The sequence below is a fragment of the Leucobacter sp. OH1287 genome, from assembly GCF_003859945.1.
Classification (GTDB): Bacteria; Actinomycetota; Actinomycetes; order Actinomycetales; family Microbacteriaceae; genus Canibacter.
On the sequence record NZ_RQYM01000007.1, the window covers coordinates 114,914 to 139,814 of the forward strand.

Sequence of the window (24,901 nt, forward strand, 5' to 3'; positions counted from 1 at the left end):
GCAATTTAGCAGGATTAGACCCGTACAGATCAGCTACAGCATTTTTCGCAGTCGGGTTGCTTCACGCAATCCGCTCTCAATAGCCCCATCAATAAACCCGCCCCATAGATTAGCGTTATCAGTTGTTGCAAATCTCACCAGCCCGAATGACTGCTGCAACTCCTCAAGGTCACGGCTTAGCTGTCCCGGTTTATTGATAAGCCAGGTACTTTGGCTAAGTTCATCACCCATCCAGTCGTGTAGCGTGTAATCCAACACTTTAATACCCGGCCGCAACTGGTCAACGATCTCTTGCAACTGCATGAAATCAATCCCAGCTATAGCGCCGTGATCCGACCCAAATCCTACAAGCAGACTGTAGTCCCCTGTTTCATCTTTCCCGTAAAACTCAGCCTTTAAAACTGAAATTGGGTGATACTGGTGAGCATAGGCAAAGAAACGTGGCAGGTGCCCGGCCGCCTTGATCCATACCTTAACACCCTGAGATGCGACTCGCTCTTGATTTTGTCTCACCCACGCTGCAGGTAGCGGAGGATCAAAACTGATCTCGCGGATCGCGTTAACAGGTAGTGTTGAGACAACATAGCGTCCCTCCACAACTGCCCCGTCACTGCACTCAACAGTAACCAATTGCGGATCCGCACAGGAATCTGCAACGGATCCAGCGGGTCGATCACTAGCAGAAGCATTACTTACCCTAGCCAAAGACGGTTGAATAATCCTCTCCGCTCGCACTCCGAGTCGAATCTCGCCCCTAATATCTGCTGATATCGCGGAAGCTAACGCCCTCGTTCCACCCTTAATGCGATAGGTGGCCGAAGCCTCGTGCATCAGCTCCCAGTGACCACCACACGCTGCAACCCATCTAAGCGCGCTAGACAGGGCAACCCTGTCAAGAGGAGCGTTAGCGTGACCCACCCAAACTGCCTCGTTAGCTCGTTTCGCTTCGGGTTCAAGGTCGAGCGAGTCAATCCGCTGTTGCAGAGACAACTGGTCAATCTCTAGAATGTCAGCTATTGCATCCCCGCTGTCTGAGGCTCCACGAGTGTAAAGCGGATTAAACCCGCGAGGCATAACTCTCGCCACATCAGCAACAATCGCAGCCTGTCCTGGTGTGATCAAATCCATAAACTGTTGCAGCGTACCCTGCTTAGGAGTGCCATCAGCATCATGCCACCACGCTTCAACGGCTCGATCACTGCTCTCTACTGTAAAACCATAGCGGCTTAATTCCGCCCAAACATGAGGTTGGCACCAGTGCACCCAGTTAGCCCCCATTTCAAGCTCATGGCCGAATCGGTTATCAGTCCAGGTTCTACCACCAATTCTGTCTCGTGCCTCCAGCACCAGCACCTGATGTCCCGCAGTACTAAGTTCCCTGGCAGTGGTTAATCCAGCAAAACCAGCGCCAATAACAATTACGTCATAGGGTTCCATCTTCCTCACCCCTCTACCAAATCTGCGTTGGCTCCGTGTCATTCACGCGCTAATGTGCTCGGCCAGTTATCAGATCAGCAACCCGCGCAAGCATTGATGTGCTCGTTTTCCCTGCGTCCTCTGCTCTATCGGCAATCCCGTATGCGCCGTATAGTCCACGTGTAGCTAGCCACCGCAGCGGTTCCGGCTCCCACTTACGAACTCTGTGATTAACCCAGGGAAGAGAAACCAGATCGCTGTTGTTACCAAGAATTAGATCTCTGAGCGTGCGACCAGCAAGGTTGGTGCTTGTCACACCTGTCCCCACATATCCACCCGCCCAAGCAAGCCCTGTACGCTTATCCAACCCCACAGTCGCTGACCAGTCTCGTGGAACCCCAAGAACCCCAGACCAAACATGATCGATTGCTGCGTCGCGAGTGCATGGAAAGAATCTGTGCAGAATATCGCTCAGTGTTTTAACCGTGACATCAGGAGTCCGCCCGTCCTGGTCAGTTCGCGAGCCATATTTATAAGGCACTCCCCTACCACCGATCGCAATGCGGTCGTCAGCAGTTCGCTGAGCATACATATAGATGTGGGCAAAATCTCCGAGCACCTCACCCTCATCCCAACCGATTTCATCCCAAATCTGTCGTGACAACGGCTCAGTGGCGATAATCGAAGAGTTCATTGGCAGCCAAAGTCTACGTAGACCGCGCAGTCTTGCTGTGAACCCCTCAGTCGCTCTAACCACATACTGTGCAGCGACTGTACCACGGTTAGTGATTACCCTGTTTGGTTGAATTTCCCGCACGTGCGTATGCTCATAGATCCGCACACCTAGACCGTCACAAGCCGCTGCTAATCCAGACGCTAATTTAGCAGGCTGAATCCTAGCTGCATGCGGATGCCAAACTGCCGCTCGAGTGCCAGCAATGTTGATCTTTTCACAGGCAGCTTTCGCATCTAGTAATTCGACGTCCGTATACCTGTAGCGCTGTTCATTTGCGACAAACTCTCGCAGTCTTATCTCCTGTGCTGGGGTGTACGCAACATTGAACTCTCCGCCCTGTTTAATATCAGCAGAGATTTGTTCTTCTTCAGCAACACGAATGACCTCACGAACACTGTCGTTTACGGCCAGCTGAAAACGCTCAACAGCATCCTTCCCGTGTGTGCGTAAATACTGCTCACGACCGCCAGTGATACTGTTTGTCAGCCAGCCACCGTTACGACCACTGGCACCGTAACCAGCGTGTTTCTGTTCTAGCACCGCTATTCGCAAGTCAGGTTGCGCCTGTTTAAGATAGTAGGCTGTCCAAAGCCCTGTGTACCCTGCCCCAACAATTGCGACGTCAACCGCCATGTCTCCGGGGAGTGGATCGCGCAAGGCAGGTTTCCCCACCTGCTCCCACCAGTGCGATGTCTTTCCGTTAAGCATCCTAAAGTCTCCTGAATCTTATCTACATTGACAACGTGTTTTAGGCTGGTAACTCTGGAGCCACCGCAGGAGCCCAAGTCAGAAAGGCTCTGTTTTCAGCTTCGCCTAACCATTCCAAGCCAGTATTGCTGCGGATAACTCCCGGTGTCCCATCCGGCAGAACTATCTCGAATTTCCACCCTGACCCAAGGTAGATTGCTTGTCTAACTGTCACAGGAACCGTTGGCATCCCTGGTTTCGCTGATGATTCATCTGCTAGGAGCTGACCGCGTTCTGGTCGAACAATGGTTACCGTGTTCGAACTGTCATTTTTGATAACCGTCGAGTCTCCAATGAACTCGGCAACAAACCTGGTTTTGGGAGTGTCATACAATTCCTGAGCTGTTCCGACCTGTTCAATCTTGCCACTGTTAAACACCGCGATCCTATCTGACAAAGTCAGCGCTTCCTCTTGATCGTGAGTCACAAACACGAAGGTTCTACCGACTTCTCTGTGGATCCTTCGCAGCTCAAGTTGCAGATCCTCTCGCAGCTTCTTGTCCAGTGCTCCCAAAGGCTCATCCAGCAGCAACACTCGCGGCTCAAACACTAACGCTCGGGCGAGTGCCACCCGCTGCTGCTGACCTCCAGAGAGCTCAGCTGGTAGTCGAGACTCAAATCCATGCAATCCTGCAACCTCAAGTGCGGCTGTAACTCGCTGAGCAATTTCTGCCTTATCAACCTTTCGCTGTTGCAGCGGAAATGCCACGTTTGCGGCAACAGACATGTGCGGGAATAGCGCATAGTGTTGAAACACTATTCCGAGTTCGCGCTTGTGCACTGGCACGTCATTCATCAGCTTGTTGTCAATATAGACATCCCCTGTAGTTAACGAAGCAAAACCAGCGATTAGGTTGAGCGTGGTTGTTTTGCCGGAACCACTTGGACCAAGCAGTGTCATAAACTCGCCCGCTTTAATGTCCAGGCTGACGTCATCAAGCGCAATCGAGTTTGGGTAGTGTTTCGAAATTCCTTCTAGGCGGATCTGAGCTCCCGCCGTTGTTTCTTTAGCCACGTTTCTTCCTTCCTGTGGCGAGCAGAGCGGTTATAACCAGCACGGTTGTCAGCACTAGAATCACCGTTGCTGCAGCTGCGAGCGTTGGGTCTGTGTCTCTGGTGACACTCGAATACATCAGCACCGGCAGCGTTTCAAAATAGGGACTCTTGATAAACAGAGAGAGCATCACCTCATCAAACGAGGTTACAAAAGCAAACAGCGCGCCTGATACCAGGCTCGGCAATATTCCTGGGAGAGTTACTCGGAAGAATGTTACGAGTGGACTCGCCCCCAGGCTCTTTGCTGCTAACTCCAGCCTTTCATCAAAGTTTGCGAGACCAGCAGTGATTGCTACAACTGTGAAAGGCAGTGCCAAGACGGTGTGCGCAAACAGGAAGCCACTCAGTGTCCCGAGTAAGCCCAGTTGCAGATACACTGCGTAAATACCAATCGCGAGTACAATCCCCGGAACGACCATAGGAGCTAGAAGCCCAGCTGAAAGGCCAGCCGTTAACCGCTTGTTTGAAACACTCCGTAGTCCAAGCGCTGCTAGCAGACCAAGGACTGTTGCCAGTAAAGCAACAAGTAACCCGAGTAAAAGCGAGTTACCCAGCGCTGTGGTCCACTGCGGGTTAGTGAAAAATGATTCATACCACTGTGTAGACCAACCACGCGGCGGGAACACCAACGAGGTTTTGTCTGTAAAGCTAAGAGGTATAACAACAAGCGTTGGTGCAATTAGCCAAACTGCGACAAGCAGGGCTAACAACCAAAGCAGTATCTTAGTGATGGGATGTGGTTTAAGCATTAGAACAGTTTCACCGCCATCCCACGCTTGGCTCCCAGCTTAGAGAGGAACGAAACCAACAACAGCACAAGGAGCGTGCAAAACAGGAGAATAACCCCCAAAGCTCCCCCGCGGCCCCACTCGAGCAATCCGCTGACCTGAGTGTAGATAGCCTGCGCAAGCATACTGTCAGATGGGGACCCAAGCAACGCTGGGGTTACGTAAAAGCCAAGTGCTTGAATAAAAACCAGCAGACTGCCCGCTGCCACACCGGGCAGAGAGAGCGGCACAAAAACTCGCCAGAATGCAGTAGCAGGTGATGCACCCAGCGAGCGCGCTGCTGTAACTAACCGGTGATCAATACCGTTCATCGCAGCGTACAATGGTAGAACCATGAAGGGCATTAGCACCTGGGTAAGGCCGATCAGAACACCCGTGTTCGTGCGGATAAGCTGAACCGGGCCAACCCCGAAGAACTGCAGCAGTGAGTTGATAACGCCGCTGTCTTGCAAAAGCACGATCCACGCAAAGGTTCGAATCATCAGCGATGTCCAGAAAGGCACCAACGCTATAACAATCAAAGCGATTTTCGCCTTCTTGCCGACTATCGTCATCAGGTAGGCGTAGGGGTATGCTAGCAACAGACAAATAATCGTTGCCAAGGCAGCATTCCCGAACGTGCGACCAATGACCTCAAGGTTCTTTGCATCGCTGAAAACCCAGTTGTAATTTTCAATACCTGGCTGCGGATCGGTGAAACTCCGCATAATACTCTCGATTAGCGGATAAGCGAAGATCCCAAGCAATAACGCATACGCGGGCAGGAGCAGCAGAGCCGCCCTGAACCGGGCGCGCGGTGTTTTACTGCGATCCGCACGCCCGATCGGAATATTGGTGGTAGTCACGGCTCATCCTAACCCTGCAACCACTTCACCCAGCGATCCAGCTCTGCGTCGTAGTTTTCTGCCCACCACTTGCTGTCCGTTGGAACAATCTGCTCACTAATCTCTGGCTCTGTGATTAGATACTGCTTACCGAGATCAGACAGTTGTGGCTTCGAGTCACGATGTACTGGGGAGTAAGCGGTTTTCTCGGTAACCATTGCCTGAGATTCTGCACCCAGGTAGTAGTTAATCAGAGCCATGGCAGCCTCAGGATTCTTCGCACCTTTAGGCACGCCCAGCGCGTCTGCGATTAGCAGTGCTTGGTTCCAGATTGGTTTGTAGTTCGCACCGTTTTCAACAGCTGTAAAACCACGACCGGACCAAACCAGTGCCATATCGGCCTCACCTGATTCGATCATCTGCTGCGACTCGGCACCAGTCTTCCAGTAGATCAAACTGTCTCGAATGGTGTCTAACTTCTTGTAGGCTCTATCCATATCAAGCGGGTAGAGCTCATCCGGGGAAACTCCCTCAGCTAGCAGCGCTCCCTCATAAACGCCAGGCCCAACATCCTCAAACCCGGCTATTGCACGTTTGCCCGGGAATTTCTTGGTGTCAAAGAAATCTGCCCATCCGGCTGGAGCAGTCGGATACTTATCAACGTTATACATGATCACGTATCCGTACTGCATCGCTGGAACGTAACAGTCACCTACAAGCTCTTCGTGCTCGATGTTTGATGTGTCAATGATGTCGAAATCCAGGTCCATAAACAGGCCGTCCTCACCACAGTTCATCTCGGCCCAGATAATGTCTGTGTCGACGACATCCCAGGTAACGTTTCCGCTATCGACCTGCGCCTTTACCTTTGAGTATTCCGTTGGTCCGTCACCGAGCACACGAGCTCCCGAGGTGGTTGCAAAATCCTCCAACGAGCTCAGCTGCGCATCCTGATAGACACCTCCCCAAGAGCTGAATGTCAGGTTGATGCCTTTCAGTGCATCTTTCTTAACCTCACCAGCGACCGCGGGTCCGTCTCCAAGGTCTACCTTTGCTCCTTGACCAGACCCTGCACACCCGCCCAGCGCGACAGCTGCCGCTGTGCCGAGCACTAGGGCACTAAATGTCTTACGTGCGCCTGCTGCAGTTTTCATCACTATCTCCTTCGATATTGTGGCTGCTGGTGTTCTGGTTATTTGCTCTCTTAACTAAGGGTGCAAACTTGAGGCTCCGTTTGAAACAGCCACTGCCTCTGACGTTGGCGGGGTGTTAATCCACAACACCTCCGCCTTTTGTTTAAACGGGTTGTATACCCGGTGTGGAACACTGCTGCGGTACTCTATAGAATCGCCTTCAGACAGCGTATATTCGTTATCACCGAGCTGCAAAACAACTCTGCCGCGAGTAACGATGAACATCTCCTGTGCGTCACCATGAATATACGCATCCGGACCAGTGCTTGACCCCGGGGAAAAATGCCCCGCGTATACTTCTAAACTCCGTACGGGAGGTGTTGACAATACATATTTTGTGGCACCGTCTAGTTCAATTGTTGGTCGGTCACTTGCTTTTAACACCCCAGCGGTGTGTGTACTGCGTGACTCTAGCAAATGCACCGGGGTAATCCCCAAAGCTGTTGCCAGTTTCCTTAGTGTTGCAATACTTGCGTTAGTGCGCCCGTTTTCAAGCTGGCTTAAAAAGCTGACGCTGACACCAGCGCTTGCAGCTAGTTGCCGTAGCGATAGCCCTCGCAACTGACGGAATTCAGCCACCCGAATACCGAGCTGCTCGGTTGCGTCCACATCAGACCCTTTAGTCTTCATTTAACTGTGCCGTCTCGTAATCTTTACTGGTTAGCTCTCACTGTGGTTATCACCACCCTGTAGTTTACTGAACAGTTTGTTCAGTTAAATACAACACTAGCACGCAGTTAGATGTTTACCAAATCGTTGTGCGCATACTAACCCCAGTTGGTTTCGGCCACGCTTTTCACTATTATTTAAAGAGGGTGTGAATGCTGGAAGGGAATAACTATGCAAACTGTGGGTTTTGTTGCGACTCTACAGCGCCGCCTTTTCACAACAGACACAGGGTTACAGCTTTATGCAGCAGATGAAACGTTCTAATTCCAGGCAGCTTCAAAAACAGTCCCGTGCCCGCAAGCAGCGTCGCGGCCTCGCCGGGCTGGTTGCGCTCTCAACAGCTTTCGGTGTGCTCGTTAACGCGACACCCGCGACCCCCGCAGCCGCCGCGAACATCACCGACGGTTTCAACCCCGGCAACATCATCGAGGATGCCGAGTTCTACAACGGTTACGGCATGAGCGCACAGCAGGTGCAAGACTTCCTCAACCAGCGTGTCCCCCAGTGCACAATCGGCAGGGCGGGCAGGCAGCCCGGCACCGCCGCCCGCGGCAGTCAGGTGGCGGATCGCTGCCTCCGCGATTTTGTGATGGCAACAACCAGCAAACCAGCGACCCAATATTGCAGGGCATATAGCGGATCCACCAGCGAAAGCGCTGCTTCGATTATCGCCAAAGTGGGTGAGGCGTGCAGCATCAACCCGCGCGTGCTGCTGGTGATGCTTGAAAAAGAACAGTCGCTTGTCACCCACTCGTGGCCGACCCGCAGACAGTTGAACGTTGCGATGGGGTATGCCTGCCCAGATTCGGGGCCGAACTTTGGCGCGAACTGTGACGCCAGCTACTATGGTTTCTTCAACCAGGTGTATAACGCAGCGCAGCAGCTGCAACGCTACAAGCAGCACCCGGAGCGGTGGCGGTATCGTCCGCACGTGGTTAACACCGTGCAGTATCACCCGAATCCGGCGTGCGGCACTTCCCGGTTTGTGATCGAGAACTCGGCGACCGCTGCGCTCTACATTTACACGCCGTATCGGCCTAACGCGGCGGCGCTCGCTGCCGGCTGGGGCACCGGTGACAGCTGCTCCGCATACGGCAACAGGAACTTCTTCAACTTCTACAAGAGCTGGTTCGGCTATGTTGCCGGGCGCGGTAATGGATCCCCGACCGGTTACTATCCGACGGGTGGTTTCGCGATCATCTGGAACGCGGCCGGCGGCGCAAACAGCGTCTACGGCTACCCGACCGGCCCCGAGTACCGTTTCCCGAACGGCACAGTAACCCAGCAGTTCCAGAACGGCGCAGCTGTTTGGTCTGAAGCAACCGGTGCGTTCTTCGTCAGTGGCGCTATCCGCTCCCGCTACATCGCTGAGGGCGGCGTCACCGGCAAGCTCGGTCTGCCAATCAGCGCCGAATACGACACCGCAACCGGTCGCGGTCAGCAGTTCCAGAACGGTGAGATTCGCTGGTATCGAGGCGGCGGCACAACCGTTCACGTTAACACCCCGGCAACAACTCCGGGCTACACCCGCCACTCAAACGGTTTTGAGACAGGCGGCGCAATCGGTACGCTCTGGTCGAGCCTTGGCGGAGCAGGCAGCATTTACGGGCTGCCAACCGGCAACGAACAAAACAGCAACGGCACAGTCACCCAGGACTTCCAGAACGGTGTTGCCGTCTGGTCTAACGGCACGGGTGCGCACTTTGTGAGCGGCGCGATCCGCTCCCGCTACATCGCCGATGGCGGCATCACCGGCAAGCTCGGCCTGCCAATCAGCGCTGAGTATGACACAGCGACCGGCCGCGGCCAGAAATTCCAGCATGGCGAGATCCGCTGGTACCGCAACGGCGGCACCACAGTACACACTAACGACGCATCTTCAGCTCCGACAACGCCAACGACCCCAGCACCTCCCGCCGCGGTAACCCCGGGATACACCCGCCACGCAAACGGTTTTGAAACCGGCGGCGCGATCGGTGGTTTGTGGACCAGTCTCGGCGGCGCCAAGAGCATCTACGGCATGCCAACCGGCAACGAGCAAAACAGCAACGGCACCGTCACCCAGGAGTTCAAGAACGGTGTCGCTGTCTGGTCCAACAAGACCGGCGCATTCTTCGTCAGCGGCGCGATCCGCTCCCGCTACATCACCGAGGGCGGCGTCACCGGTAATCTTGGCCTACCAATCAGCGCCGAATACGACACCGCAACCGGCCGCGGCCAGAAGTTCCAAAACGGCGAGATCCGCTGGTACCGCAACGGCGGCACAACCGTGCACACAAACGGCGCACCTTCGGCCCCGGCGGCACCGTCTACTCCGGCGGCACCGTCTACTCCGGCGGCCTCAACCCCCGGCTACACCCGCCACGCAAACGGTTTTGAAACCGGCGGTGCGATCGGTGGCTTGTGGACCAGTCTCGGCGGCGCCAAAAGCATCTACGGCCTGCCAACGGGTAACGAATACCACAGCAATGGCGTGGTTACACAGCAGTTCCAGAACGGTGCCGCTGTCTGGTCTAGCCGCACGGGTGCGTTCTTCGTGAACGGCGCGATCCGCGGCCGCTACCTCGCCGAGGGCGGTGTCACCGGTAGGCTCGGACTGCCAATCAGCGCCGAGTACGACACCGCAACCGGTCGCGGCCAGAAGTTCCAGCACGGTGAGATCCGCTGATACCGAAACGGCGGCACCACGATCCACTAGCGAGCGGGGCTAGTCGCCAACTGTGCCGTCGATGTGCTCGCGCAGCAGATCGACGTGACCCAGGTGGCGACCCCACTCCTCGACCAGGTGCACCGCGATCCACCGCCCCGCAAAACGCTCACCGGCGCGTGTCTCACCCGCGCTCAGGGCATCCCAATCGGCGGCGGCGAGCGCTGCGTGGGTTTTCGCCATGCTCTCGCGCAGCGCGGCAACAATCTCGTGGATCGGTTTATCGCTGTGCCAGTCAGTATCCCTGTCAGCGTCCCAGTCCGCGGAAAGCCACGGCTCCGGCAGCTCACGACCGAGCAGGATCTTCTCGCGCCAGTAGTCTTCAACAAACCAGAGGTGTGAGGCCATGCCCTTCAGCGTCATCGAGCTGGGCGGTAGCTGTTTTGTCAGCTGCTCTTCGGGGAGCAGGTTACCGTTTTTGTCCTCCAGTTTGCGCAGGAAAACCCGCTGCTGAAAGTCGATAAAGCCGAGGATAATATCCCGCTCAGAACCAGAGAGGGGCGGATCAAGCAACGCTGTTTGCATAGGCTCTATCCTAGCACTGGCTGGGCAGGCTCTGGCACCGGCCAGGCTCTACCCTCAGCACCGGCCAGGCCAGGCCAGCTCTGCCCTGGCTAGGCTCTAGCCCGCTACAGCTGCCGGTTTGCGGGGTCCCACTCCTCCGCCTGCTGACGGTGCTCAATCTCGTCCACCTCTTTGAACGCTTCCAGGTCGCGCACGTTCTTTTGCACCGCGATCACAGCGAAAATCGAGAGCGCCATCGAGATGCCGTAGAAGCCTTTCTCGGAGAGCAGCAGGTTCGCGTTCCACAGACCGATCAGGTAGCAGGTCACGCCCAGCAACAGTGCTGCCCATGAGGCGCCGATAAACGCGGCGGTCGGTTTTTGCGGTTCGAGTTTACGTTCAACTGTGAGTGTTTCGTGTGACATGGTTCTTCCGTTCTCTGTTGAATGGGGAATCAAGTAATTGGATCAATTATTACAAGCACCCTATAGCGGAATGAATATGTAAGCGCTAACTCGTGTGCACTACCCTGTCCAGCTGCAGCCACTCTGCCATCTCCGCGAGCGTGGGAGCAAGCGCGGCGCGCGCGGCCGCGGTGGCGTTGCTCTCCCAGGTGAGCTGTTTAACCAGCAGGGTGCCGGATCCACGATCCGCCTTCAAATCAACTCGCCCAACTAGTTCGTCACCGTAGAGGAACGGCAGTGGATAATAGCCGTGCACCCGCTTCGCTTTCGGCGTGTAAATCCCGATGCGATAGCGCATATTAAACAGCTGCTCGGTGCGGTCCCGGTGCCAAATTAGTGAGTCGAAGGGGCTGATCAGCGTGCGAAGCTCAGCCTTGCGGGGTTTGCGGGCGGTGGCGTGAAGCAGGTGCGGGCCAAGACCCTGCACCTCAACCCGTTCCAGTTCCCCGGCCGCGATTAGGGCGGTGATTGCGGGATCCACGTCACGCAGCCGCAGCCGGAAATAATCGGCTAGGCTCTGCCTGGTGGCGATGCCGAGGGCACGAGACGCGATCCCCACCAGTTCAAGGTTCGCCTCTGCGAGGCTGATCTCGGACGCGGCCTTCAGCGTCGCAGGCGAAAGCACCCGGTCCGGCACATCATAGCTGCGTTCAAACTGCGAGTTTCTACCGGTCCCACACAGTTGCCCGCTCCAGAACAGGAACTCAATGACGGTTTTCAGCTCACCCCAGTTCCAACCCCACGACTCTGCCTGCGGGGCGGCGGTCTGCCTGAGCTTTGACTGCAGGTCTTGATCGTGTTGCAAGAGTTCCTGCAGCTCGCGTACTGTCACCGGCCCGCTCGATCGCACCGCCTCCAAAACCAGATCGGTAACATCCCGGTTGAGATTACAGCCGATGCTCGCGTTCCACCGTTCAAATGCCCGATCCACCCATGATTTACCGTCTGCCTCTCCGCCGCCAGCCCGTTTGCGAGCGTGGTTGAACAGGTGCCAGTTGTCGCGAGGAACCAGCGACGCCTCGTGCGCCCAGGTTTCCAAAATCGGGCGTGGATCCCGGTCCCGCATCGCGTCAAGCAGACCCCGGTCGTAGCTGCCCAGTCGCGAGAAGAATGGCAGATACTGCGCGCGCGATAGCACGTTTACCGAGTCAACCTGCACCACGCCGAGCCGCTCACACAGCCTGGTGAGCTGGCGAGTTGTAACGGTGGTGGGGCGCGGATCCATAAACCCCTGCGCTGCAAGGGCTATTTTGCGGGCTGCTCCCCGTGAAAACTGCGCCATACCTAACAACACTACCAGCTAGCAGAGGGGCAAGTATCCAGCTAGCAGACCCGCAACAGCCCCGCCACCCGAGAGACAACAAGTCGGCTCAGAGGAACACCGCAAAGCCCCCGCTGAGGCGCGGTTTTCCGGGCGAAACACCCTGTGAGCACGCTAGTTTGCGTTTTTCATTTTTCTGTGTGAAGATAGTTTCACGTTCAAGAGTTGCAGCGTCAAGTACCTGGCTAGCTGCACAGCAACCCGATATCCATCGATTTCCGGGTGCTCCAGGGCGAGAACGGGCTCACGAAGAATCGTGATGCAAGAGTCGATGGGGCTAAGCCCCGGAAAGGGCATGAAAATGTCTAACAATTTCTGGCACCAGCAGCTCGGAGTTCCTACTCACTCACAGTTCAGTTTTGCGCTGCAAAAACTGGCTGACAAGTTCGAGCCGACCGGTTTCAAATATGTCGGTGACGCCGACGACGAACAGGTTAGAGAGTTGCTGGCTGACAGCGGCGCAACAGATTTTGATACAGCAAAATACTGTGACCCTGACAGAAACTACACTCTCAGCGAAGTGAAGCAGCTGCTTGAGTCTGCCGACGCAAAACTGCAAGCAACGAAAGCCGCGAAAACAGCACTGCAGGCGGAGGCAGATCAGCGGTTAATCGCGAAGGTGCTTTCAAAACCAAAACTGGCGACAGAAATCACTGAGGGCAGTTGGGAAGGCTTCAAGCAATCAGAGGCTATCGCCTGGTCGTACGCGATCCTGATGTGTTTAAGACAGATGGCAATGCCCAAGGAAATGCTGCGCCGGGAAATGATCGCAAGGCTCAAAAAGAACGAGCTAACCGCTTATTTCAACCTATCAGCCAGGGCGCGGAAACTGCGCAGTCGCTATCACTCGCCACTCGCCTACGTTATTGACCAGTTGGAGGAAGACACCCGGCTAACCTCAATCGGTGGCACAATCGTGAACGAACACCGCCGCTAGGATCCGACCGACAACCCCAGCCGGCCCGGCAGCTTAAGCCGGGCCGGCAGCGGTTAGTTGAGTCGGGCAGCGCCCAGCTTCTTCCCAGTAATCGGGAGTAGTTATTGGGTTGTGAGTTGGCCGTGTGGTCTCTCAGCAGATTCGATCCAAAGGGGTAGAGAGATGAGGCGACGGAAAACCGTGATCGCCACTGTTGCTGTGGCGGGTGCGCTGCTGGTTGGTGGTGCGGGTGTGATTGTGTACCAGACTGTCGTCACCGTGGCGAACAACACCGCGATGGCTGCCGAGGCCGCGAAGCAAGCTGATGAGCAAGCCTCTGAGCAGGGTTCGGTAAGCGGAACAGACTATATTTCTGAGAGTGACAGGGCGAAACTTGAGTCGATAATCGGGCCGGTGAAGAAGCAGCGCACCGACGAGTATAACGCGGTTGCAGCGGCGTATGATCTGCCCGCGGGCAAGGAGTACCGCTTCGACTACGATTTCCCTGAGCTGATTCAACAGCTGCAGGAGGACCAGGACGGCAGCGGCCAGTATTATCCGCAGGAGGTGACGTATGAGCCAGGATATTTCCGCGGCTCGGCGCTCATCGAGTGGCAGTGCGCGTGGATAGAGGAAGCGGTCGAGACGAAAAAATCTGGCCGCAAGGCACGCTTTAACACCGCGGTTGCAAAGCTCGAATCGTTTAGCGCATCAGAGGATATTGCACTGTTTCCCGACTATGATGCGATGCTCGCGGATCTTGTCACCCCGCTACAAAACGGTGACGCCAGCAGCGCTGAGGATTTCGTCACATACAACTGTTCACACCTGCAGCAGGGTGGTCGCTAGCAGGGTTTCTGCAGCTCGGCGGCGGCGAACACACAGCGGCTCAGTCAAGTTTTGTGTAACCGTAGTAGTCGGTTTGGGTTTCCATCACCCAGATTTCTTCGCCGCCGTCTGGGTGCGCGATCCTGAGCGTGTTCGCGTATGCCTCATCAATCAGTTTAGCCTTCACCCCGGCCGCTGCGAGCCGCTGCTGCAGAGCCTCGATATCGCCCGTGTACTCGAAACCGATCCTTGCTGCGATCCGATCACCAATATGCACCCCGACAAGCCCGTCTTCGGAACTGAACCCGAACCAGGCGCCGCGGTCGCTTTTCACCTGCGGTTGCAGGCCGATCCGCTCAAACCTGCCGGCGATGTCTGAGACATCTGGTGTGTAAATTAGCGTCTGCACGAGCAAATGACCGTCAGGCTGCTGGGCTGGCAGCTCCCGCTGCTGCAGCTCCACAAACCCCGTAACCACCTCCGGCTCGGCGGCGCTGTCCGAGTAGACAGCCCACTCGGCGGGGTTGCCATCACCCTGGTTTCTAACGACAACGCTAAAGTTTGGGTGCGCGAACTGTTCGGCGCTCGCCTGCGGATCCACGGTCTCGAACCACGCCTCCTCACGCACCTCACTCACCGGCGAGTCATGCAGCGAGATCATGCCGAACGCTGACTTGTAGACCTTCCAACCCGGGGAGTCCTCAACCCGCACCATGCCGAGAGCCAGCAGGATCCGCTCCCACTCGGAAACGTTCGCGGTAAAAGCGATTGGGTTAACGCTAAACATTGGTTTTTCCTCCCTGGAGTTTAGTGGTTTCATCGGCCGACAAACCAAGCTCCCTGTGGAATATCTCCTCAACCAGAGCAGAGAGACTCATCCCCTTATCGATGGCATGGTGCTTAATTGCCTTAACCAGTTCTGGCTTCAGATACACGTTAAACTGCTGTTTATCACTCACGCTATAATGCTAGCATAATAGCCACAAGGCTCACACGCCACTGGGGGTAGGCGTCAACCAGGGAGACACCCTGTTTAGGAAGCGAGCAGCTCACGCACCCGCGCGAGGGCGAGCTCTGCGGAAGCGACCAAATCCGTCGAAGCATCACCAGCAATGCGCAACTCTAGGGCAGCAGCGAAGCACTCCTCCGCGGCCTCGTACTCCCCCGCTGCGAAGTGCACCTTCCCCAGGTGCTGCCTAAACGTTGCCTCCCTAAGAGGCGATGATACCCCTTCGATCAGTTCACGATAGATTTCAGTCGCCTGCGCGAACCTACCCAGGTCGCGGAGCGCATCGGCACTCAACGCTCGCGCTCTCGCATTCCCCGGGTTATGGCGAAGAAAGTCGGTCAATCGCTCTAGCGTTTCCTCGGGGTGACCGGTCCAGAGCAAAACCAGTTCTTCGGCGAGCGGATCCGCCGCGAACTCATCTCGGAAGGCGGCAATATCATCAATCACGGGCAGCAGCGTCTGCTCATCAATGTGCCAGGACGGATCCAACATAAGCAACGATCTTAGCACAGCGTGAAAACGAAAGCACCCAGCCTGATTTTTCAGACTGGGTGCATATTCTGTGACCCCAGCGGGATTCGAACCCGCGTTACCGCCGTGAGAGGGCGGCGTACTAGGCCGCTATACGATGGGGCCGTATTCACAAGCCTGGGATTTAGCACCGAAATTCTACCCGGTGTTTTAGCTCCCTGCTCGCTGCAACCTCTCTAGTATTACACACATTTAGAGCGCTATGCAAATCGTGGCACAAAACACCGCGTTTCAGCGTGTCACCCGCGTAATTTCGGCAGTTAGCGAGGGCATGCGCAGCGTTCCTCAACGGGAACCCCGGCAAGCGCCTCCTCGATGTGCTGGCCGCAACCAGCCCAGGTGGGCTTGTGACAAACCTCACACTCAACCCGCATACACATTCCCAGCTCCTAACTGTTAAGCCTGCTTCAATTCTACGCCGCGTCGGCAAGCGCAACAAACAGCTACGCTTCAGATCAATCATAGAAATCAAATAGACTGATCCGTTTTTATTGTTCTGTAGCGACACAATAAGGAGATGCGTCATGAAGAAAATTATTAAGGTCACAGCCCCCGTCATTCTCACCGGGGCCCTGCTCGCGGGCTGCGCGGTCAGCACTACACAGCAGCCGGGCGGGTCTGCGGCAACGCAAACCACCTCAAACACCACCGCCGGGGACTTGACCGTGCCCGGGATCCTCTCGGCAAACAACGACTACACAACCCTCGGCACTGACGAGTGGAACGCCAGCGAGGCGGCAGACATTAAACTGGGCGGCGACACCGCAACAAGCGACGCTGCGGGTGTCACAGTCGCTAGCGGATCCGTCACAATCACCGCCGCGGGAGTCTACCGCCTAACCGGCGAATACAGCGGCCAGATCATCGTTAACGCACCCGCAGACGCACAGGTTGTGCTGATCCTCGATAACGCAAACATCAGCACAACCGCTGGCGCTGCCGTCGACGTGCAGCAGGCGGAGGATGCCGCGATCCACCTGGCGGATAACTCGCAAAACAGCGTTTCAGACACCTCAAGCTACGCTGATTCGAGCGCCGCCAACGCCGCAATCTACGCCGACAGCGACCTGACCATCACCGGTTCCGGCTCGCTGACAGTGAAGGGCAACGGCAATGACGGGATCGCGAGCAGCGACGACCTGACCATCCTCGGCGGCAAAATCACCGTTGACGCGGCGGATGACGGGATCCGCGGCAAGGACGCGCTGGCGATCGAGGGCAGCGAGATTAGCATCACCGCGGGCGGCGACGGCCTGAAGAGCGACCAGGAAACCGACGAGGCGAAGGGTTACATCTACATCGCCGACGGCAAAATCACCGTTGACGCGGCAGCGGACGGTGTGCAGGCGTACACCGATATTGCGATCGCGGGCGGATCCCTAACGGTCACCGCCGCGGATGACGGCATCAAGAGCGAGGTTAACACCGTGATTGACGGCGGCAGCGTCACCGTCACTAACTCGGTTGAGGCGCTTGAGTCGTTCAACATCGGCATCAACGGCGGCGACATCAACCTCACCTCCTCGGACGACGCCGTTAACGCGGCCGGCGACCTGAGCACGCTCACCTACGTCACCGGCAGCAGCGAAACCAGCGACACCAGCGACAACAGCACCGACACAAGCAGCGACACCGGAACCAACTCCGGCACCGGCACAGGCACCGGCGCGAACACCGCACGCCCTGGCGCACCAGCGGCCCCTGGTCAGTCGAACACCGGCCCGGGCGGCGGCACCGACACCCCGGGCGGGCAGCTGTTTAACATGACCGGCGGAAACCTCACCGTCAACTCTGAGGGCGACGGTATCGACTCAAACGGCGACATCAACATCTCCGGCGGAACCATCACCATTAACGGCACCGAGCACGGCGGTAACGGCGCGGTCGACGTTAACGGCAGCATCAACATCACCGGTGGCGCAGTGTTTGCAACCAGCGGCGGCGGTATGGAGGTTCCGCTCAGCGGCAGCCAGGGGTGGATCATCGCAAACATCAACGTCTCACGCGGCCAGACCGTCACAGTCACCGATGATGCGGGTAACACAATCGGCGAGTTTAAGGCGGTGAAGTCCGCAACCGCAGTCAGCGTCTCGGATCCAGCAATAATCAACCGCCAAAGCTATACCGTCACCCTCGATAACGGCGACAGTGTCACCGTCACCGCCGGTCAGTTCAGCGGCGGCGGATTCCGCTAAACAGGAGCCCAAATGTCACTCACAACCCTCATTCTCGGGGCAGCGAACCTGCTCGCGGTGCTGCTGCTCGCCTTCGTGGTCTATTTCCGCCGGCACCGCCGACGTGACCTGGTTGTCGCCTTTATCGGCGTTAACATCGGGGTTTTCGCGGTTGCCTCAATCCTCAGCAGCGTCAGCGTCGCAATGGGTGTCGGCCTCGGACTCTTCGGCGTCCTGTCGATCATCCGACTGCGCTCCAGCGAGATCAACCAGCGCGAGGTCGCCTACTATTTCGCGGCGCTCGCGATGGGGCTAATCGCCGGCCTCGCCGGTGCTTTAGAGATCACCAACCCGGCACTCCCGCTCGGCCTGCTCGGTCTGATTCTAATCACCATGTGGATCGCGGACCACCCCGCGCTCCTCCCCCGCAACCTGCACCAGCGGATCCGCTTCGACCGCGCGGTTGCCAACGAGACCGAGCTGAAACGGCAGCTCGAACAGCGCCTCGGAGTCACCGTCACGGGCGTAACCGTGCAGCAGCGCGATTTCGTCAACGACTCAACCCTCGTCGACGTCAGATACCGCCCGCTCGCAAACCGCAAAACCAGCGTGGCAGGCAGGTCAAAAGCCCCTGTCACAGAGCTCTCTGCGGCAGCGCCGTTTAGTAACGAGCTGCGTAACCGGCCAGCTCCCGCAACCGCCGGCGTGGCCGCCCAACACAGCAGAGCCTCCGAGTATGTCTAGTTTCGAGCGCCACCTAGATACGGCACTGGCGGGGGTGGATCCCGTCTCACTGCCCGAGCTAAACGCCAACGCGGAGCTGCTCAGCCGCGTTGACAAGAAGTACATTCTCAGTGAGACGGCTGCGGTTCACGTGCTCGCCGAGCTTGCGGAACACTCCCGCGTGCTGCAGATCACGGGCGGGCGGAGTTTCGACTACAGCTCGGTGTACTACGACACCGCCGCCAGAGACTCCTACCTGTCGAACGCGCACGGGCGCAGCAACCGCTTCAAGGTGCGCACACGCCTCTACCGCAACAGCGGCGAGCGCTTCCTGGAGATCAAAACCAAGGACGGGCGCGGGAACACGGTGAAGCAGCGGACCCCCGCGGCAAGCGGCGCGGGTGGCGGCCCGGCCGGTGAAGGCCCGGCCGGTGGCCCCGCCCGCACTAGCCTGATCGGTGGCGTGCAGCACCTGAGCTTTATCGAGTCGGTGCTCACCTCCCCGCGCTTCCCCGCGAACCTCGCCGCCAGACTGCAACCCTGCCTGCACAACAGCTACACCCGGAGAACCCTGCTGCTGCCCGACAACAGCAGACTCACCTGTGACAGCACCATCCGCTGGACCGACCTGTTCAACAGCGCCACACAGACCGCGACCATCCCCGGCTTTGTGATTATCGAAACGAAGAGCGCCGGGCAGGTGTCCGCCGCTGATCGAGTGCTGTGGGCTGCGGGGATCCGCCCCACAAGCGTCAGCAAGTTTGGTGCCGGAACCGCCGCCCTCGCCCGCCACCTGCCACACAACCGCTGGTACCGAGTTGTGAGAAACCACTTCCGGGTGGGTTAAAGAGCCGATATTTTCACTGTGACCATTCTATGAGTTACTCCTATGCTGTAGAATGATAGCCATGAATACAAATCAAAACCCTAATGCACTCAGCAACCTGCAGCTCAACTACTGGCTTTCAGTTTTCTTCACCTGGATTCCAGCGCTGATCTTCTTCCTGCTCAACAAGGAGACCCAGAGCCCACGGGAGCGCGAGTACAACGCCGCAAACCTGAACTTCTCACTCCTGCGCCTGTTCGTTTACATCGCGCTGACCATCCTCACACAGCTGCCAGACGTTCTCGGCGTAATCTTCCTGTTCGGCCTCAGCGCACTCAGCATTGTGCTGTTCGTGTTCCACATCATCGCCGCCGTGAAGCTGAACGACACTTACCAGCGTGGCGAGAAGGCACCGTTCTTCTTCAACCTCAGCATCGTTAAATAGGCTATTTTCTTGGCGGATCCGTGAGGCACCGCCGAAACAGGCTCGGAGAATCTTCTCCGGGCCTGTTTTTTATGCCACGGGACCGGGTGCCGGGATTGGCCAGCTAGTCACCGGGCCAGGCAGCGGGCTAGGGAGCTGGGTGCGCAGCTTGGGGCACAGCGGGCCGCGGCGCTGTTTCTGCGGCGCTAGCGGGCCTAAAGCGACCGGTTGCGACGAGGAGGATCGCGATGGCGGCGGGCAGGATCCACCCCGCAATGCCGACCACCGAGACCAGCGCGGTGGAGTGCGAGGCCGAGTCGGGTGTGAAGATAAACCAGAAACCGGCGGCGGCGTTAAGCGTGGAGTGTGCGATAGCTGCCGGCCACACCGAGTTTGAGCGAAAGCGCAGCCACCCAAAGATTATCCCGATCACAGTGCAGAACCCGATCATCAGGAGAACACCGAGGAGACCATTTAGGCCGGTCAGCCCGTAATTGTGACCGAGCAGCGTGAGTGGCGCGTGCCATACACCCCAGAGCGCTCCACCGATTAGGATCGCACCGGCGGTGCCGTAACGCTGGTAAAGCTCCGGCAGCAACCAACCGCGCCAACCGACCTCCTCACCGAGCGCGGGAAGCAGGTTGATCACAAACGCCGCAATCAGAACGTTAAACAGCTGCGCCAAAAACAGCGCCCACACCGGCATCGGCAACCTGTCGATACCGTACGGTTTGAGCTGCTCCAGCGTCAGATCGGCGAGGGGTTGCAGCGTAATATCAAAATCCTGCAGCCCAAGCAGCGCACCGACCGGGGCCGCCGCTAAACAGACGATGACAATCACAACGAAGGCGAGCGCAAGCGACGAGATGAAGCGTTTCGCCCTGCCGAGCGGCCACAAACCGAGCCTGCGGATCCGCTCACCCTTTGGAACCGTCGCAACCACAACCGCAACCGCGGCGAGCGTCGGCGTGAACATAATCGCGAGGGCGCAGATAGATGTCAGCCAGACTGGCGGATCCGCCGTCAACCACAGCGGGAGCGCGATCAACCACGCAGCAGCGCAGCTGATAACAGCGAACGTGATTATGCTCTTGGTCGGTGATTTGGCACTCTGAATAGGCTGTTTTGTCACAGACTAAAGTCTACCGTGCGGCACGCTAGCGCGCACCCGCGGTGACAGAGTGAGCGTTTAGTCGTTTGGCAGCTCAGCAGCCTTCTCGGCGGTGATGATGTAGTCCTTGTACTCTACGAGGGTGTCATCAAGCACCGGTGTCTCAACGGAGACGTTGTCTGAATTGCCGGACTGCACGTAAGTTTCAACGGTTGAGCCGATCTCCTGTTTGCCGAGCTCAACAACTTCGATGTCGTGCTTGTCTTTGATGTTGCCGAAGCGGGTGTTACCGGTTGGCACGGTGAACTCCGCGCTAACCTCTTTACCGTCGGCGGTAACGAAGGTGAAGTTAACCGTCTGCTCCTCGCCGGAGGTGTTAACCGCGCTGAACACAACGTTGTATGGGGTGTCTGGTTTTTCGGCGATCAAAAGCAGGTTACGAACCTCAACCTCGCCAACCTCAACGCCAACGCCGTCGCTTGGGTCGTAGTCTTTCAGAGTAGCAACCGGAGCAGCCAGGGCGCAGCCGGTGACGCTAGCAGCCATAGCACCCGCAAGGATCAGTGATGTTAGGCGAGTCTTCAAGAGGTCCTCCAAGGTTAAACTATCCATGCCTATTACAGTTCAGACATATACACAACTAATGATACAGATTTCTCAGCTTCTATGCAGCTTAGGGTTACCTTTCTAGGGTGTGTCTAAATATGATAATCTGGTAGGCGGACTGTATAAGGAGCCGAGTGTATGCAATTTGAAGTTGGTGAAACCGTTGTCTACCCCCACCACGGGGCAGCAAAAATTGTTGATATTAAGCAGCGCAAGCTCGGCGGCAAAGAACGCACCTTCCTGAAACTCGAGGTCAACCAGGGCGATCTCACGATTGAGGTTCCAGCAGAGAACTGTGAACTTGTGGGTGTCCGCGATGTGATCGACGATGCCGGTTTAGAAGAGGTATACGGCGTTTTGCGCGCCGAGTTCACCGAGGAACCGAGCAACTGGTCACGCCGTTACAAGGCTAACCTCGAAAAACTCTCATCAGGCGATGTTATTAAGGTGTCTGAGGTGGTGCGGGATCTGTGGCGCCGGGAGAACGACCGCGGTCTGTCTGCCGGAGAGAAGCGGATGCTTGCCAAAGCACGCCAGATTCTGATCTCGGAGCTGGCACTCGCCAAAAAAACCGATGAGGAAGAAGCGACTAAGCTGCTCGATGAGATTCTCGAGTCCTAGCGACCGAGCCTGCGATAAATGCTGCATTTTAGAGAGCGCGCCCGGTTTTTTCCGTGGCGCGCTCTGCTTTATCGGCGGCTGGTGGATCCGCTTACCGCCCCGCTGGGTGGTGGATCCGCTAACCACCTCGCTGGCTGGCTGACGGATCCACCCCACCCCCAATAGCCGCTATTTACCCTGCGCAGCAACCGCCGCAGCACCGGCGGCAGCAGCCTCCGGGTCAAGGTACTCGGCAGGAGCGATCGGCTGGTAGTTGTCGTCGAGCTGGTAGACGAGCGGGATACCGGTTGGGATGTTGAGCCCCGCAATATCCTCGTCAGAGATGCCGTCGAGGTGCTTAACCAGCGCGCGCAGTGAGTTGCCGTGCGCGGCAACCAGCACGATCTTGCCCGCGTCCAGATCCGGTTTAATGCTCTCGTTCCAGTACGGCAGCATCCGCTCGATCACGTCCTTCAGGCACTCGGTGCGCGGCATTGTGTCGCGGATGTCTGCGTAGCGCTCGTCGTTGATCTGTGACCACTCTGACGAGTCATCAAGTGCTGGCGGCGGGGTGTCGAAGCTGCGACGCCAGGTCATAAACTGCTCCTCACCAAACTCGGCGAGGGTCTGCGCCTTGTCTTTGCCCTGCAGCGCGCCATAGTGACGCTCGTTCAGTCGCCAGGTGCGGGACACCGGGATCCATGACCGTTCAGCGTTCTCCAGCGCAATATTCGCTGTGTGGATCGCCCTGCTCAAAAGCGAGGTGTGCAGCACATCAGGCAGCAGCCCGGCAGCCTTCAACAGCTGCCCGGCGCGCGCGCCCTCAGCGCGGCCCTTCTCGGTCAGGTTAACATCAACCCAGCCGGTGAACAGGTTCTTTTCGTTCCACTGGCTTTGGCCGTGACGCAGCAGAATTAGAGTTTTTGCCATTGCTTCTCCTGTTTAGATAGATAGATTTAGAGTCGTTTAAACCTTGGAATATCGCGGGTCGCACCGGCACCGATCGGCACAATCACCTGCTGTGATGCCCTGGTGAATCCGTCACCGACAGCGACATCGAACTCGGCGTCCGCGGCGGTCCCCCGCTTCAGCAGCGCCATCGCAATCGGCCCGAGCTCGTGATGTAAAACAGCCCGAGTAACACGGCCGAGCGGTTTCGCCTTACCCGCCTCCGCAAAATCGGCGGCCGCGGGATACACAAGCGCCCCCGCCTGCGGCAGTTCACCGCCGCTGCCGTCAATGTGCAGCAGCACCAGCCTGCGCGGAGGGTGACCGAGATTGTGCACCTTCGCAACCGTCTCCTGCCCGCGATAGCAGCCCTTCGACAGGTGAACGGCGGTGCGCAGCATATCAAACTCGTGCGGAATAGTGCGGTCATCAAGGTCTTTTACGGTCGGTCTCGCAGCCGCGATCTGCAGCGCGGCAAGCGCCATCGAACCGGCCGCCTTAATCTCACCCTGACGAACCAGACCGGCAAGCTCCGACACCCGCTCCCGATCAACTATCGTGTATCGGCAGCTGAAGCCGTCCGCGGCGGGGTGTAACTCTGCGTACTGGTGACCGCCCTCGGTAACAACCTCCCAGGGGTCCTGCCACACCGCGTGCGGCGCAAGCTGCTCGGTCGCGAGCGTTGCCTGGCTTGGCGCGTTGGTGGATCCGCCAGCGCTCACCACAACAGCCAGGTGCGGCGCCGTAGCAACCTCAACCCGCAGCGCGAAACGCATCCGGTTAAGAAACTCGACGAGGGATTCGACGTGATCGGCGTCAACAATCAGCCAGGTGGTTTCGCCGTCGTCAACAAGAAACAGCTGCTGTTCGATTCTGCCCTGCGGTGAGAGCAGCAGTGATTCGGCGCTGACACCCGCAGCCAGGGTGTCAAGCTTTTGGGAGGTTAGCGAGTTGAGCCAGCGCAGCCGATCGGGCCCTGTGACGGTGACCACGGCGAGATCCGCCGCGTCAATAACCGCCTTACCCGCGGCAAAGTCACGCTGTTCGCGAAGCGGAGCACCGAAGTGCAAACAGCACTGCCCTGCCTCATCAAGAACAGCGCCGGGCAGCGACTGAAACGGTGTGCTGACGCTCACGGCGATACTCAGAAACTAACGCTGGCCCTTGTAGAGTTTAAAGACCACAACCCCCGCGATCCACGCAATTGCGATGGATGCGAGCGCCAGCAGCGAGAGGAAGAAGATCTCAAGGCCGAGGATAAAACCTGATGAGCTCGCCGGGGCTGACGCAGGAAGCAGCACAACCAATCCAGTGATCAAGTAAGAAAGTGTTGCAATCATACTTCAAGTCTATCGCAGCTTTGCCCCGGCGGTGACGCTTTGCGGCGGCGGCGGCGCATTCAGCGGCGGCGGGGCTTTGCGGCGGCCGGATTGCGATCCGCGGTGACGCTTTACAGCCAGAGCGTGACGAGCCTGAGCAGCCCAACCAGGAAGAGGATCACCAGCGCGCCCGAGAGACTGAACGCAACACGCACAACAAACCCCTCTTTATCGCCGGTTGCCAGCTGTAGAAAGAAGGTGAACAGCACAGTCACCCCGACCGCGAGCACCGTCCACTCCGCCTGCTCGGCGGGCTCGGCAAAAATCAGCGTTAAAACACCGGTCACAAGCGCGAGCAGCCAGGTAACGTAGAGGCTCCACTTGTGTGCGATCTTCTTTGGGCCCTCAAACCGCGCGGCAACCTCTGAGACACGGATCTTGTGCATATCCATGCAATCTAG

At 57.5% G+C, this 24,901-nt stretch carries 28 protein-coding genes, 1 tRNA gene and 1 riboswitch; of the genes, 9 read left to right on the plus strand and 20 right to left on the minus strand.

The features are described 5' to 3' along the window. Positions 1-33 precede the first annotated feature (33 nt). The 7 genes from EII30_RS05415 to EII30_RS05445 are packed head-to-tail and all read right to left on the minus strand — an operon-like array spanning position 34 to position 7,390. Positions 34-1,437: an NAD(P)/FAD-dependent oxidoreductase gene (locus EII30_RS05415; RefSeq protein ID WP_124886308.1), complete on the minus strand. Its 1,404-nt coding sequence runs from the start codon at positions 1,435-1,437 to the stop codon at positions 34-36. Positions 1,438-1,486: 49 nt separating this feature from the next. Then, the gene (locus EII30_RS05420) at positions 1,487-2,860 is read right to left on the minus strand and encodes an FAD-binding oxidoreductase (RefSeq protein ID WP_124886309.1); all 1,374 of its coding nucleotides are present in this window, start codon (positions 2,858-2,860) and stop codon (positions 1,487-1,489) included. 40 nt (positions 2,861-2,900) lie between these two features. Then, entirely contained in the window at positions 2,901-3,914 is a 1,014-nt protein-coding gene (locus EII30_RS05425; protein ID WP_124886310.1) for an ABC transporter ATP-binding protein, read from the minus strand. Further along, positions 3,907-4,704 (minus strand): ABC transporter permease, encoded by a 798-nt coding sequence (locus tag EII30_RS05430; protein ID WP_124886311.1) that lies wholly within the window; start codon positions 4,702-4,704, stop codon positions 3,907-3,909. Before EII30_RS05430 ends, EII30_RS05425 begins: the two co-directional genes overlap by 8 nt. Next, entirely contained in the window at positions 4,704-5,588 is an 885-nt protein-coding gene (locus EII30_RS05435; RefSeq protein WP_124886312.1) for an ABC transporter permease, read from the minus strand. The genes EII30_RS05430 and EII30_RS05435 overlap by 1 nt, the downstream gene beginning before the upstream one ends. Positions 5,589-5,596: 8 nt before the next feature. Further along, positions 5,597-6,721, minus strand: coding sequence for an ABC transporter substrate-binding protein (locus EII30_RS05440; protein ID WP_124886313.1), 1,125 nt, complete (start codon positions 6,719-6,721; stop codon positions 5,597-5,599). A 54-nt stretch (positions 6,722-6,775) separates the two neighbouring features. Continuing rightward, positions 6,776-7,390: a helix-turn-helix domain-containing protein gene (locus EII30_RS05445; RefSeq protein ID WP_124886314.1), complete on the minus strand. Its 615-nt coding sequence runs from the start codon at positions 7,388-7,390 to the stop codon at positions 6,776-6,778. 280 nt (positions 7,391-7,670) lie between these two features. On the opposite strand from EII30_RS05445, the gene EII30_RS05450 reads away from it, so the two are divergent. Then, positions 7,671-10,097 (plus strand): LGFP repeat-containing protein, encoded by a 2,427-nt coding sequence (locus tag EII30_RS05450; protein ID WP_124886315.1) that lies wholly within the window; start codon positions 7,671-7,673, stop codon positions 10,095-10,097. Positions 10,098-10,136: 39 nt separating this feature from the next. Here the strand turns inward: EII30_RS05450 and EII30_RS05455 are convergent, their stop codons facing one another. The 3 genes from EII30_RS05455 to EII30_RS05465 form a co-directional block, all read right to left on the minus strand. Continuing rightward, positions 10,137-10,661 (minus strand): DUF664 domain-containing protein, encoded by a 525-nt coding sequence (locus tag EII30_RS05455; RefSeq protein ID WP_124886316.1) that lies wholly within the window; start codon positions 10,659-10,661, stop codon positions 10,137-10,139. A 104-nt stretch (positions 10,662-10,765) separates the two neighbouring features. Then, a complete protein-coding gene (locus tag EII30_RS05460) occupies positions 10,766-11,065 on the minus strand; it encodes a YiaA/YiaB family inner membrane protein (RefSeq protein ID WP_124886317.1) in 300 nt (99 codons plus the stop codon). An 85-nt stretch (positions 11,066-11,150) separates the two neighbouring features. Beyond that, positions 11,151-12,386 carry a winged helix-turn-helix domain-containing protein gene (locus EII30_RS05465; protein ID WP_124886318.1) on the minus strand — a complete coding sequence of 412 codons (1,236 nt, stop codon included), beginning with the start codon at positions 12,384-12,386 and terminating at the stop codon, positions 11,151-11,153. A gap of 195 nt (positions 12,387-12,581) precedes the next feature. Continuing rightward, positions 12,582-12,699, plus strand: a riboswitch (SAM riboswitch). 27 nt (positions 12,700-12,726) lie between these two features. Here EII30_RS05465 and EII30_RS05470 point away from each other — a divergent pair. Continuing rightward, positions 12,727-13,362 carry a hypothetical protein gene (locus EII30_RS05470; RefSeq protein ID WP_124886319.1) on the plus strand — a complete coding sequence of 212 codons (636 nt, stop codon included), beginning with the start codon at positions 12,727-12,729 and terminating at the stop codon, positions 13,360-13,362. A 162-nt stretch (positions 13,363-13,524) separates the two neighbouring features. After that, positions 13,525-14,190: a hypothetical protein gene (locus EII30_RS05475; RefSeq protein WP_124886320.1), complete on the plus strand. Its 666-nt coding sequence runs from the start codon at positions 13,525-13,527 to the stop codon at positions 14,188-14,190. Positions 14,191-14,230: 40 nt separating this feature from the next. On the opposite strand, the gene EII30_RS05480 is transcribed toward EII30_RS05475, so the two are convergent. The 4 genes from EII30_RS05480 to EII30_RS05495 form a co-directional block, all read right to left on the minus strand. Next, positions 14,231-14,956, minus strand: a complete 726-nt coding sequence (locus tag EII30_RS05480) for a hypothetical protein (protein WP_124886321.1) — start codon at positions 14,954-14,956, stop codon at positions 14,231-14,233. Next, positions 14,949-15,128: a CopG family transcriptional regulator gene (locus tag EII30_RS05485; RefSeq protein WP_124886322.1), complete on the minus strand. Its 180-nt coding sequence runs from the start codon at positions 15,126-15,128 to the stop codon at positions 14,949-14,951. The genes EII30_RS05480 and EII30_RS05485 overlap by 8 nt, the downstream gene beginning before the upstream one ends. A gap of 74 nt (positions 15,129-15,202) precedes the next feature. Continuing rightward, on the minus strand, positions 15,203-15,670 hold the full coding sequence (locus tag EII30_RS05490; protein WP_124886323.1) for a tetratricopeptide repeat protein: 468 nt from the start codon (positions 15,668-15,670) through the stop codon (positions 15,203-15,205). 71 nt (positions 15,671-15,741) lie between these two features. Then, positions 15,742-15,814: transfer RNA gene (locus EII30_RS05495), tRNA-Glu, on the minus strand. A 419-nt stretch (positions 15,815-16,233) separates the two neighbouring features. Between EII30_RS05495 and EII30_RS05500 the strand changes: the two genes are divergently transcribed. The 4 genes from EII30_RS05500 to EII30_RS05515 all read left to right on the plus strand — a co-directional run bounded on the left by EII30_RS05500 (position 16,234) and on the right by EII30_RS05515 (position 19,877). Continuing rightward, positions 16,234-17,904 carry a carbohydrate-binding domain-containing protein gene (locus EII30_RS05500; protein ID WP_124886324.1) on the plus strand — a complete coding sequence of 557 codons (1,671 nt, stop codon included), beginning with the start codon at positions 16,234-16,236 and terminating at the stop codon, positions 17,902-17,904. 12 nt (positions 17,905-17,916) lie between these two features. Further along, positions 17,917-18,627, plus strand: coding sequence for a DUF4956 domain-containing protein (locus EII30_RS05505; protein ID WP_124886325.1), 711 nt, complete (start codon positions 17,917-17,919; stop codon positions 18,625-18,627). Beyond that, positions 18,620-19,453 carry a polyphosphate polymerase domain-containing protein gene (locus tag EII30_RS05510; RefSeq protein WP_124886326.1) on the plus strand — a complete coding sequence of 278 codons (834 nt, stop codon included), beginning with the start codon at positions 18,620-18,622 and terminating at the stop codon, positions 19,451-19,453. The genes EII30_RS05505 and EII30_RS05510 overlap by 8 nt, the downstream gene beginning before the upstream one ends. A gap of 61 nt (positions 19,454-19,514) precedes the next feature. Next, a complete protein-coding gene (locus EII30_RS05515) occupies positions 19,515-19,877 on the plus strand; it encodes a DUF4870 domain-containing protein (RefSeq protein WP_158608669.1) in 363 nt (120 codons plus the stop codon). A 127-nt stretch (positions 19,878-20,004) separates the two neighbouring features. On the opposite strand, the gene EII30_RS05520 is transcribed toward EII30_RS05515, so the two are convergent. Then, positions 20,005-20,988, minus strand: coding sequence for a CPBP family intramembrane glutamic endopeptidase (locus EII30_RS05520; protein ID WP_199731580.1), 984 nt, complete (start codon positions 20,986-20,988; stop codon positions 20,005-20,007). Positions 20,989-21,045: 57 nt separating this feature from the next. Continuing rightward, positions 21,046-21,552, minus strand: coding sequence for a DNA modification methylase (locus EII30_RS05525; RefSeq protein WP_124886328.1), 507 nt, complete (start codon positions 21,550-21,552; stop codon positions 21,046-21,048). A gap of 159 nt (positions 21,553-21,711) precedes the next feature. Between EII30_RS05525 and EII30_RS05530 the strand changes: the two genes are divergently transcribed. Both EII30_RS05530 and EII30_RS08900 read left to right on the plus strand, forming a co-directional pair. Next, a complete protein-coding gene (locus tag EII30_RS05530; protein ID WP_124886329.1) occupies positions 21,712-22,194 on the plus strand; it encodes a CarD family transcriptional regulator in 483 nt (160 codons plus the stop codon). A gap of 18 nt (positions 22,195-22,212) precedes the next feature. Further along, on the plus strand, positions 22,213-22,359 hold the full coding sequence (locus tag EII30_RS08900; RefSeq protein WP_158608670.1) for a hypothetical protein: 147 nt from the start codon (positions 22,213-22,215) through the stop codon (positions 22,357-22,359). 3 nt (positions 22,360-22,362) lie between these two features. On the opposite strand, the gene EII30_RS05535 is transcribed toward EII30_RS08900, so the two are convergent. From EII30_RS05535 to EII30_RS05550, 4 genes are all read right to left on the minus strand, one after another. Further along, complete coding sequence (locus tag EII30_RS05535) at positions 22,363-23,103, minus strand: phosphoglyceromutase (protein ID WP_124886330.1); 741 nt, start codon at positions 23,101-23,103, stop codon at positions 22,363-22,365. 26 nt (positions 23,104-23,129) lie between these two features. Further along, positions 23,130-24,257 carry a folate-binding protein YgfZ gene (locus EII30_RS05540; RefSeq protein ID WP_233569297.1) on the minus strand — a complete coding sequence of 376 codons (1,128 nt, stop codon included), beginning with the start codon at positions 24,255-24,257 and terminating at the stop codon, positions 23,130-23,132. 15 nt (positions 24,258-24,272) lie between these two features. After that, positions 24,273-24,461: a hypothetical protein gene (locus EII30_RS05545; protein WP_124886332.1), complete on the minus strand. Its 189-nt coding sequence runs from the start codon at positions 24,459-24,461 to the stop codon at positions 24,273-24,275. A gap of 110 nt (positions 24,462-24,571) precedes the next feature. After that, positions 24,572-24,892, minus strand: a complete 321-nt coding sequence (locus tag EII30_RS05550; protein WP_124886333.1) for a hypothetical protein — start codon at positions 24,890-24,892, stop codon at positions 24,572-24,574. Positions 24,893-24,901 lie beyond the last annotated feature (9 nt).

Excerpts from the sequence above, each read along its gene's own strand:
- EII30_RS05465 (WP_124886318.1), bottom strand. The coding sequence starts at position 12,386 with ATGGCGCAGTTTTCACGGGGAGCAGCCCGCAAAATAGCCCTTGCAGCG.
- EII30_RS05455 (WP_124886316.1), bottom strand. The coding sequence starts at position 10,661 with ATGCAAACAGCGTTGCTTGATCCGCCCCTCTCTGGTTCTGAGCGGGAT.
- EII30_RS05510 (WP_124886326.1), top strand. The coding sequence starts at position 18,620 with ATGTCTAGTTTCGAGCGCCACCTAGATACGGCACTGGCGGGGGTGGAT.
- EII30_RS05430 (WP_124886311.1), bottom strand. The coding sequence starts at position 4,704 with ATGCTTAAACCACATCCCATCACTAAGATACTGCTTTGGTTGTTAGCC.
- EII30_RS05415 (WP_124886308.1), bottom strand. The coding sequence starts at position 1,437 with ATGGAACCCTATGACGTAATTGTTATTGGCGCTGGTTTTGCTGGATTA.
- EII30_RS05440 (WP_124886313.1), bottom strand. The coding sequence starts at position 6,721 with ATGAAAACTGCAGCAGGCGCACGTAAGACATTTAGTGCCCTAGTGCTC.
- EII30_RS05420 (WP_124886309.1), bottom strand. The coding sequence starts at position 2,860 with ATGCTTAACGGAAAGACATCGCACTGGTGGGAGCAGGTGGGGAAACCT.
- EII30_RS05450 (WP_124886315.1), top strand. The coding sequence starts at position 7,671 with ATGCAGCAGATGAAACGTTCTAATTCCAGGCAGCTTCAAAAACAGTCC.
- EII30_RS05515 (WP_158608669.1), top strand. The coding sequence starts at position 19,515 with ATGAATACAAATCAAAACCCTAATGCACTCAGCAACCTGCAGCTCAAC.
- EII30_RS05505 (WP_124886325.1), top strand. The coding sequence starts at position 17,917 with ATGTCACTCACAACCCTCATTCTCGGGGCAGCGAACCTGCTCGCGGTG.
- EII30_RS05490 (WP_124886323.1), bottom strand. The coding sequence starts at position 15,670 with ATGTTGGATCCGTCCTGGCACATTGATGAGCAGACGCTGCTGCCCGTG.
- EII30_RS05475 (WP_124886320.1), top strand. The coding sequence starts at position 13,525 with ATGAGGCGACGGAAAACCGTGATCGCCACTGTTGCTGTGGCGGGTGCG.
- EII30_RS05530 (WP_124886329.1), top strand. The coding sequence starts at position 21,712 with ATGCAATTTGAAGTTGGTGAAACCGTTGTCTACCCCCACCACGGGGCA.
- EII30_RS08900 (WP_158608670.1), top strand. The coding sequence starts at position 22,213 with ATGCTGCATTTTAGAGAGCGCGCCCGGTTTTTTCCGTGGCGCGCTCTG.
- EII30_RS05470 (WP_124886319.1), top strand. The coding sequence starts at position 12,727 with ATGTCTAACAATTTCTGGCACCAGCAGCTCGGAGTTCCTACTCACTCA.
- EII30_RS05545 (WP_124886332.1), bottom strand. The coding sequence starts at position 24,461 with ATGATTGCAACACTTTCTTACTTGATCACTGGATTGGTTGTGCTGCTT.
- EII30_RS05480 (WP_124886321.1), bottom strand. The coding sequence starts at position 14,956 with ATGTTTAGCGTTAACCCAATCGCTTTTACCGCGAACGTTTCCGAGTGG.
- EII30_RS05445 (WP_124886314.1), bottom strand. The coding sequence starts at position 7,390 with ATGAAGACTAAAGGGTCTGATGTGGACGCAACCGAGCAGCTCGGTATT.
- EII30_RS05535 (WP_124886330.1), bottom strand. The coding sequence starts at position 23,103 with ATGGCAAAAACTCTAATTCTGCTGCGTCACGGCCAAAGCCAGTGGAAC.
- EII30_RS05550 (WP_124886333.1), bottom strand. The coding sequence starts at position 24,892 with ATGGATATGCACAAGATCCGTGTCTCAGAGGTTGCCGCGCGGTTTGAG.
- EII30_RS05500 (WP_124886324.1), top strand. The coding sequence starts at position 16,234 with ATGAAGAAAATTATTAAGGTCACAGCCCCCGTCATTCTCACCGGGGCC.
- EII30_RS05460 (WP_124886317.1), bottom strand. The coding sequence starts at position 11,065 with ATGTCACACGAAACACTCACAGTTGAACGTAAACTCGAACCGCAAAAA.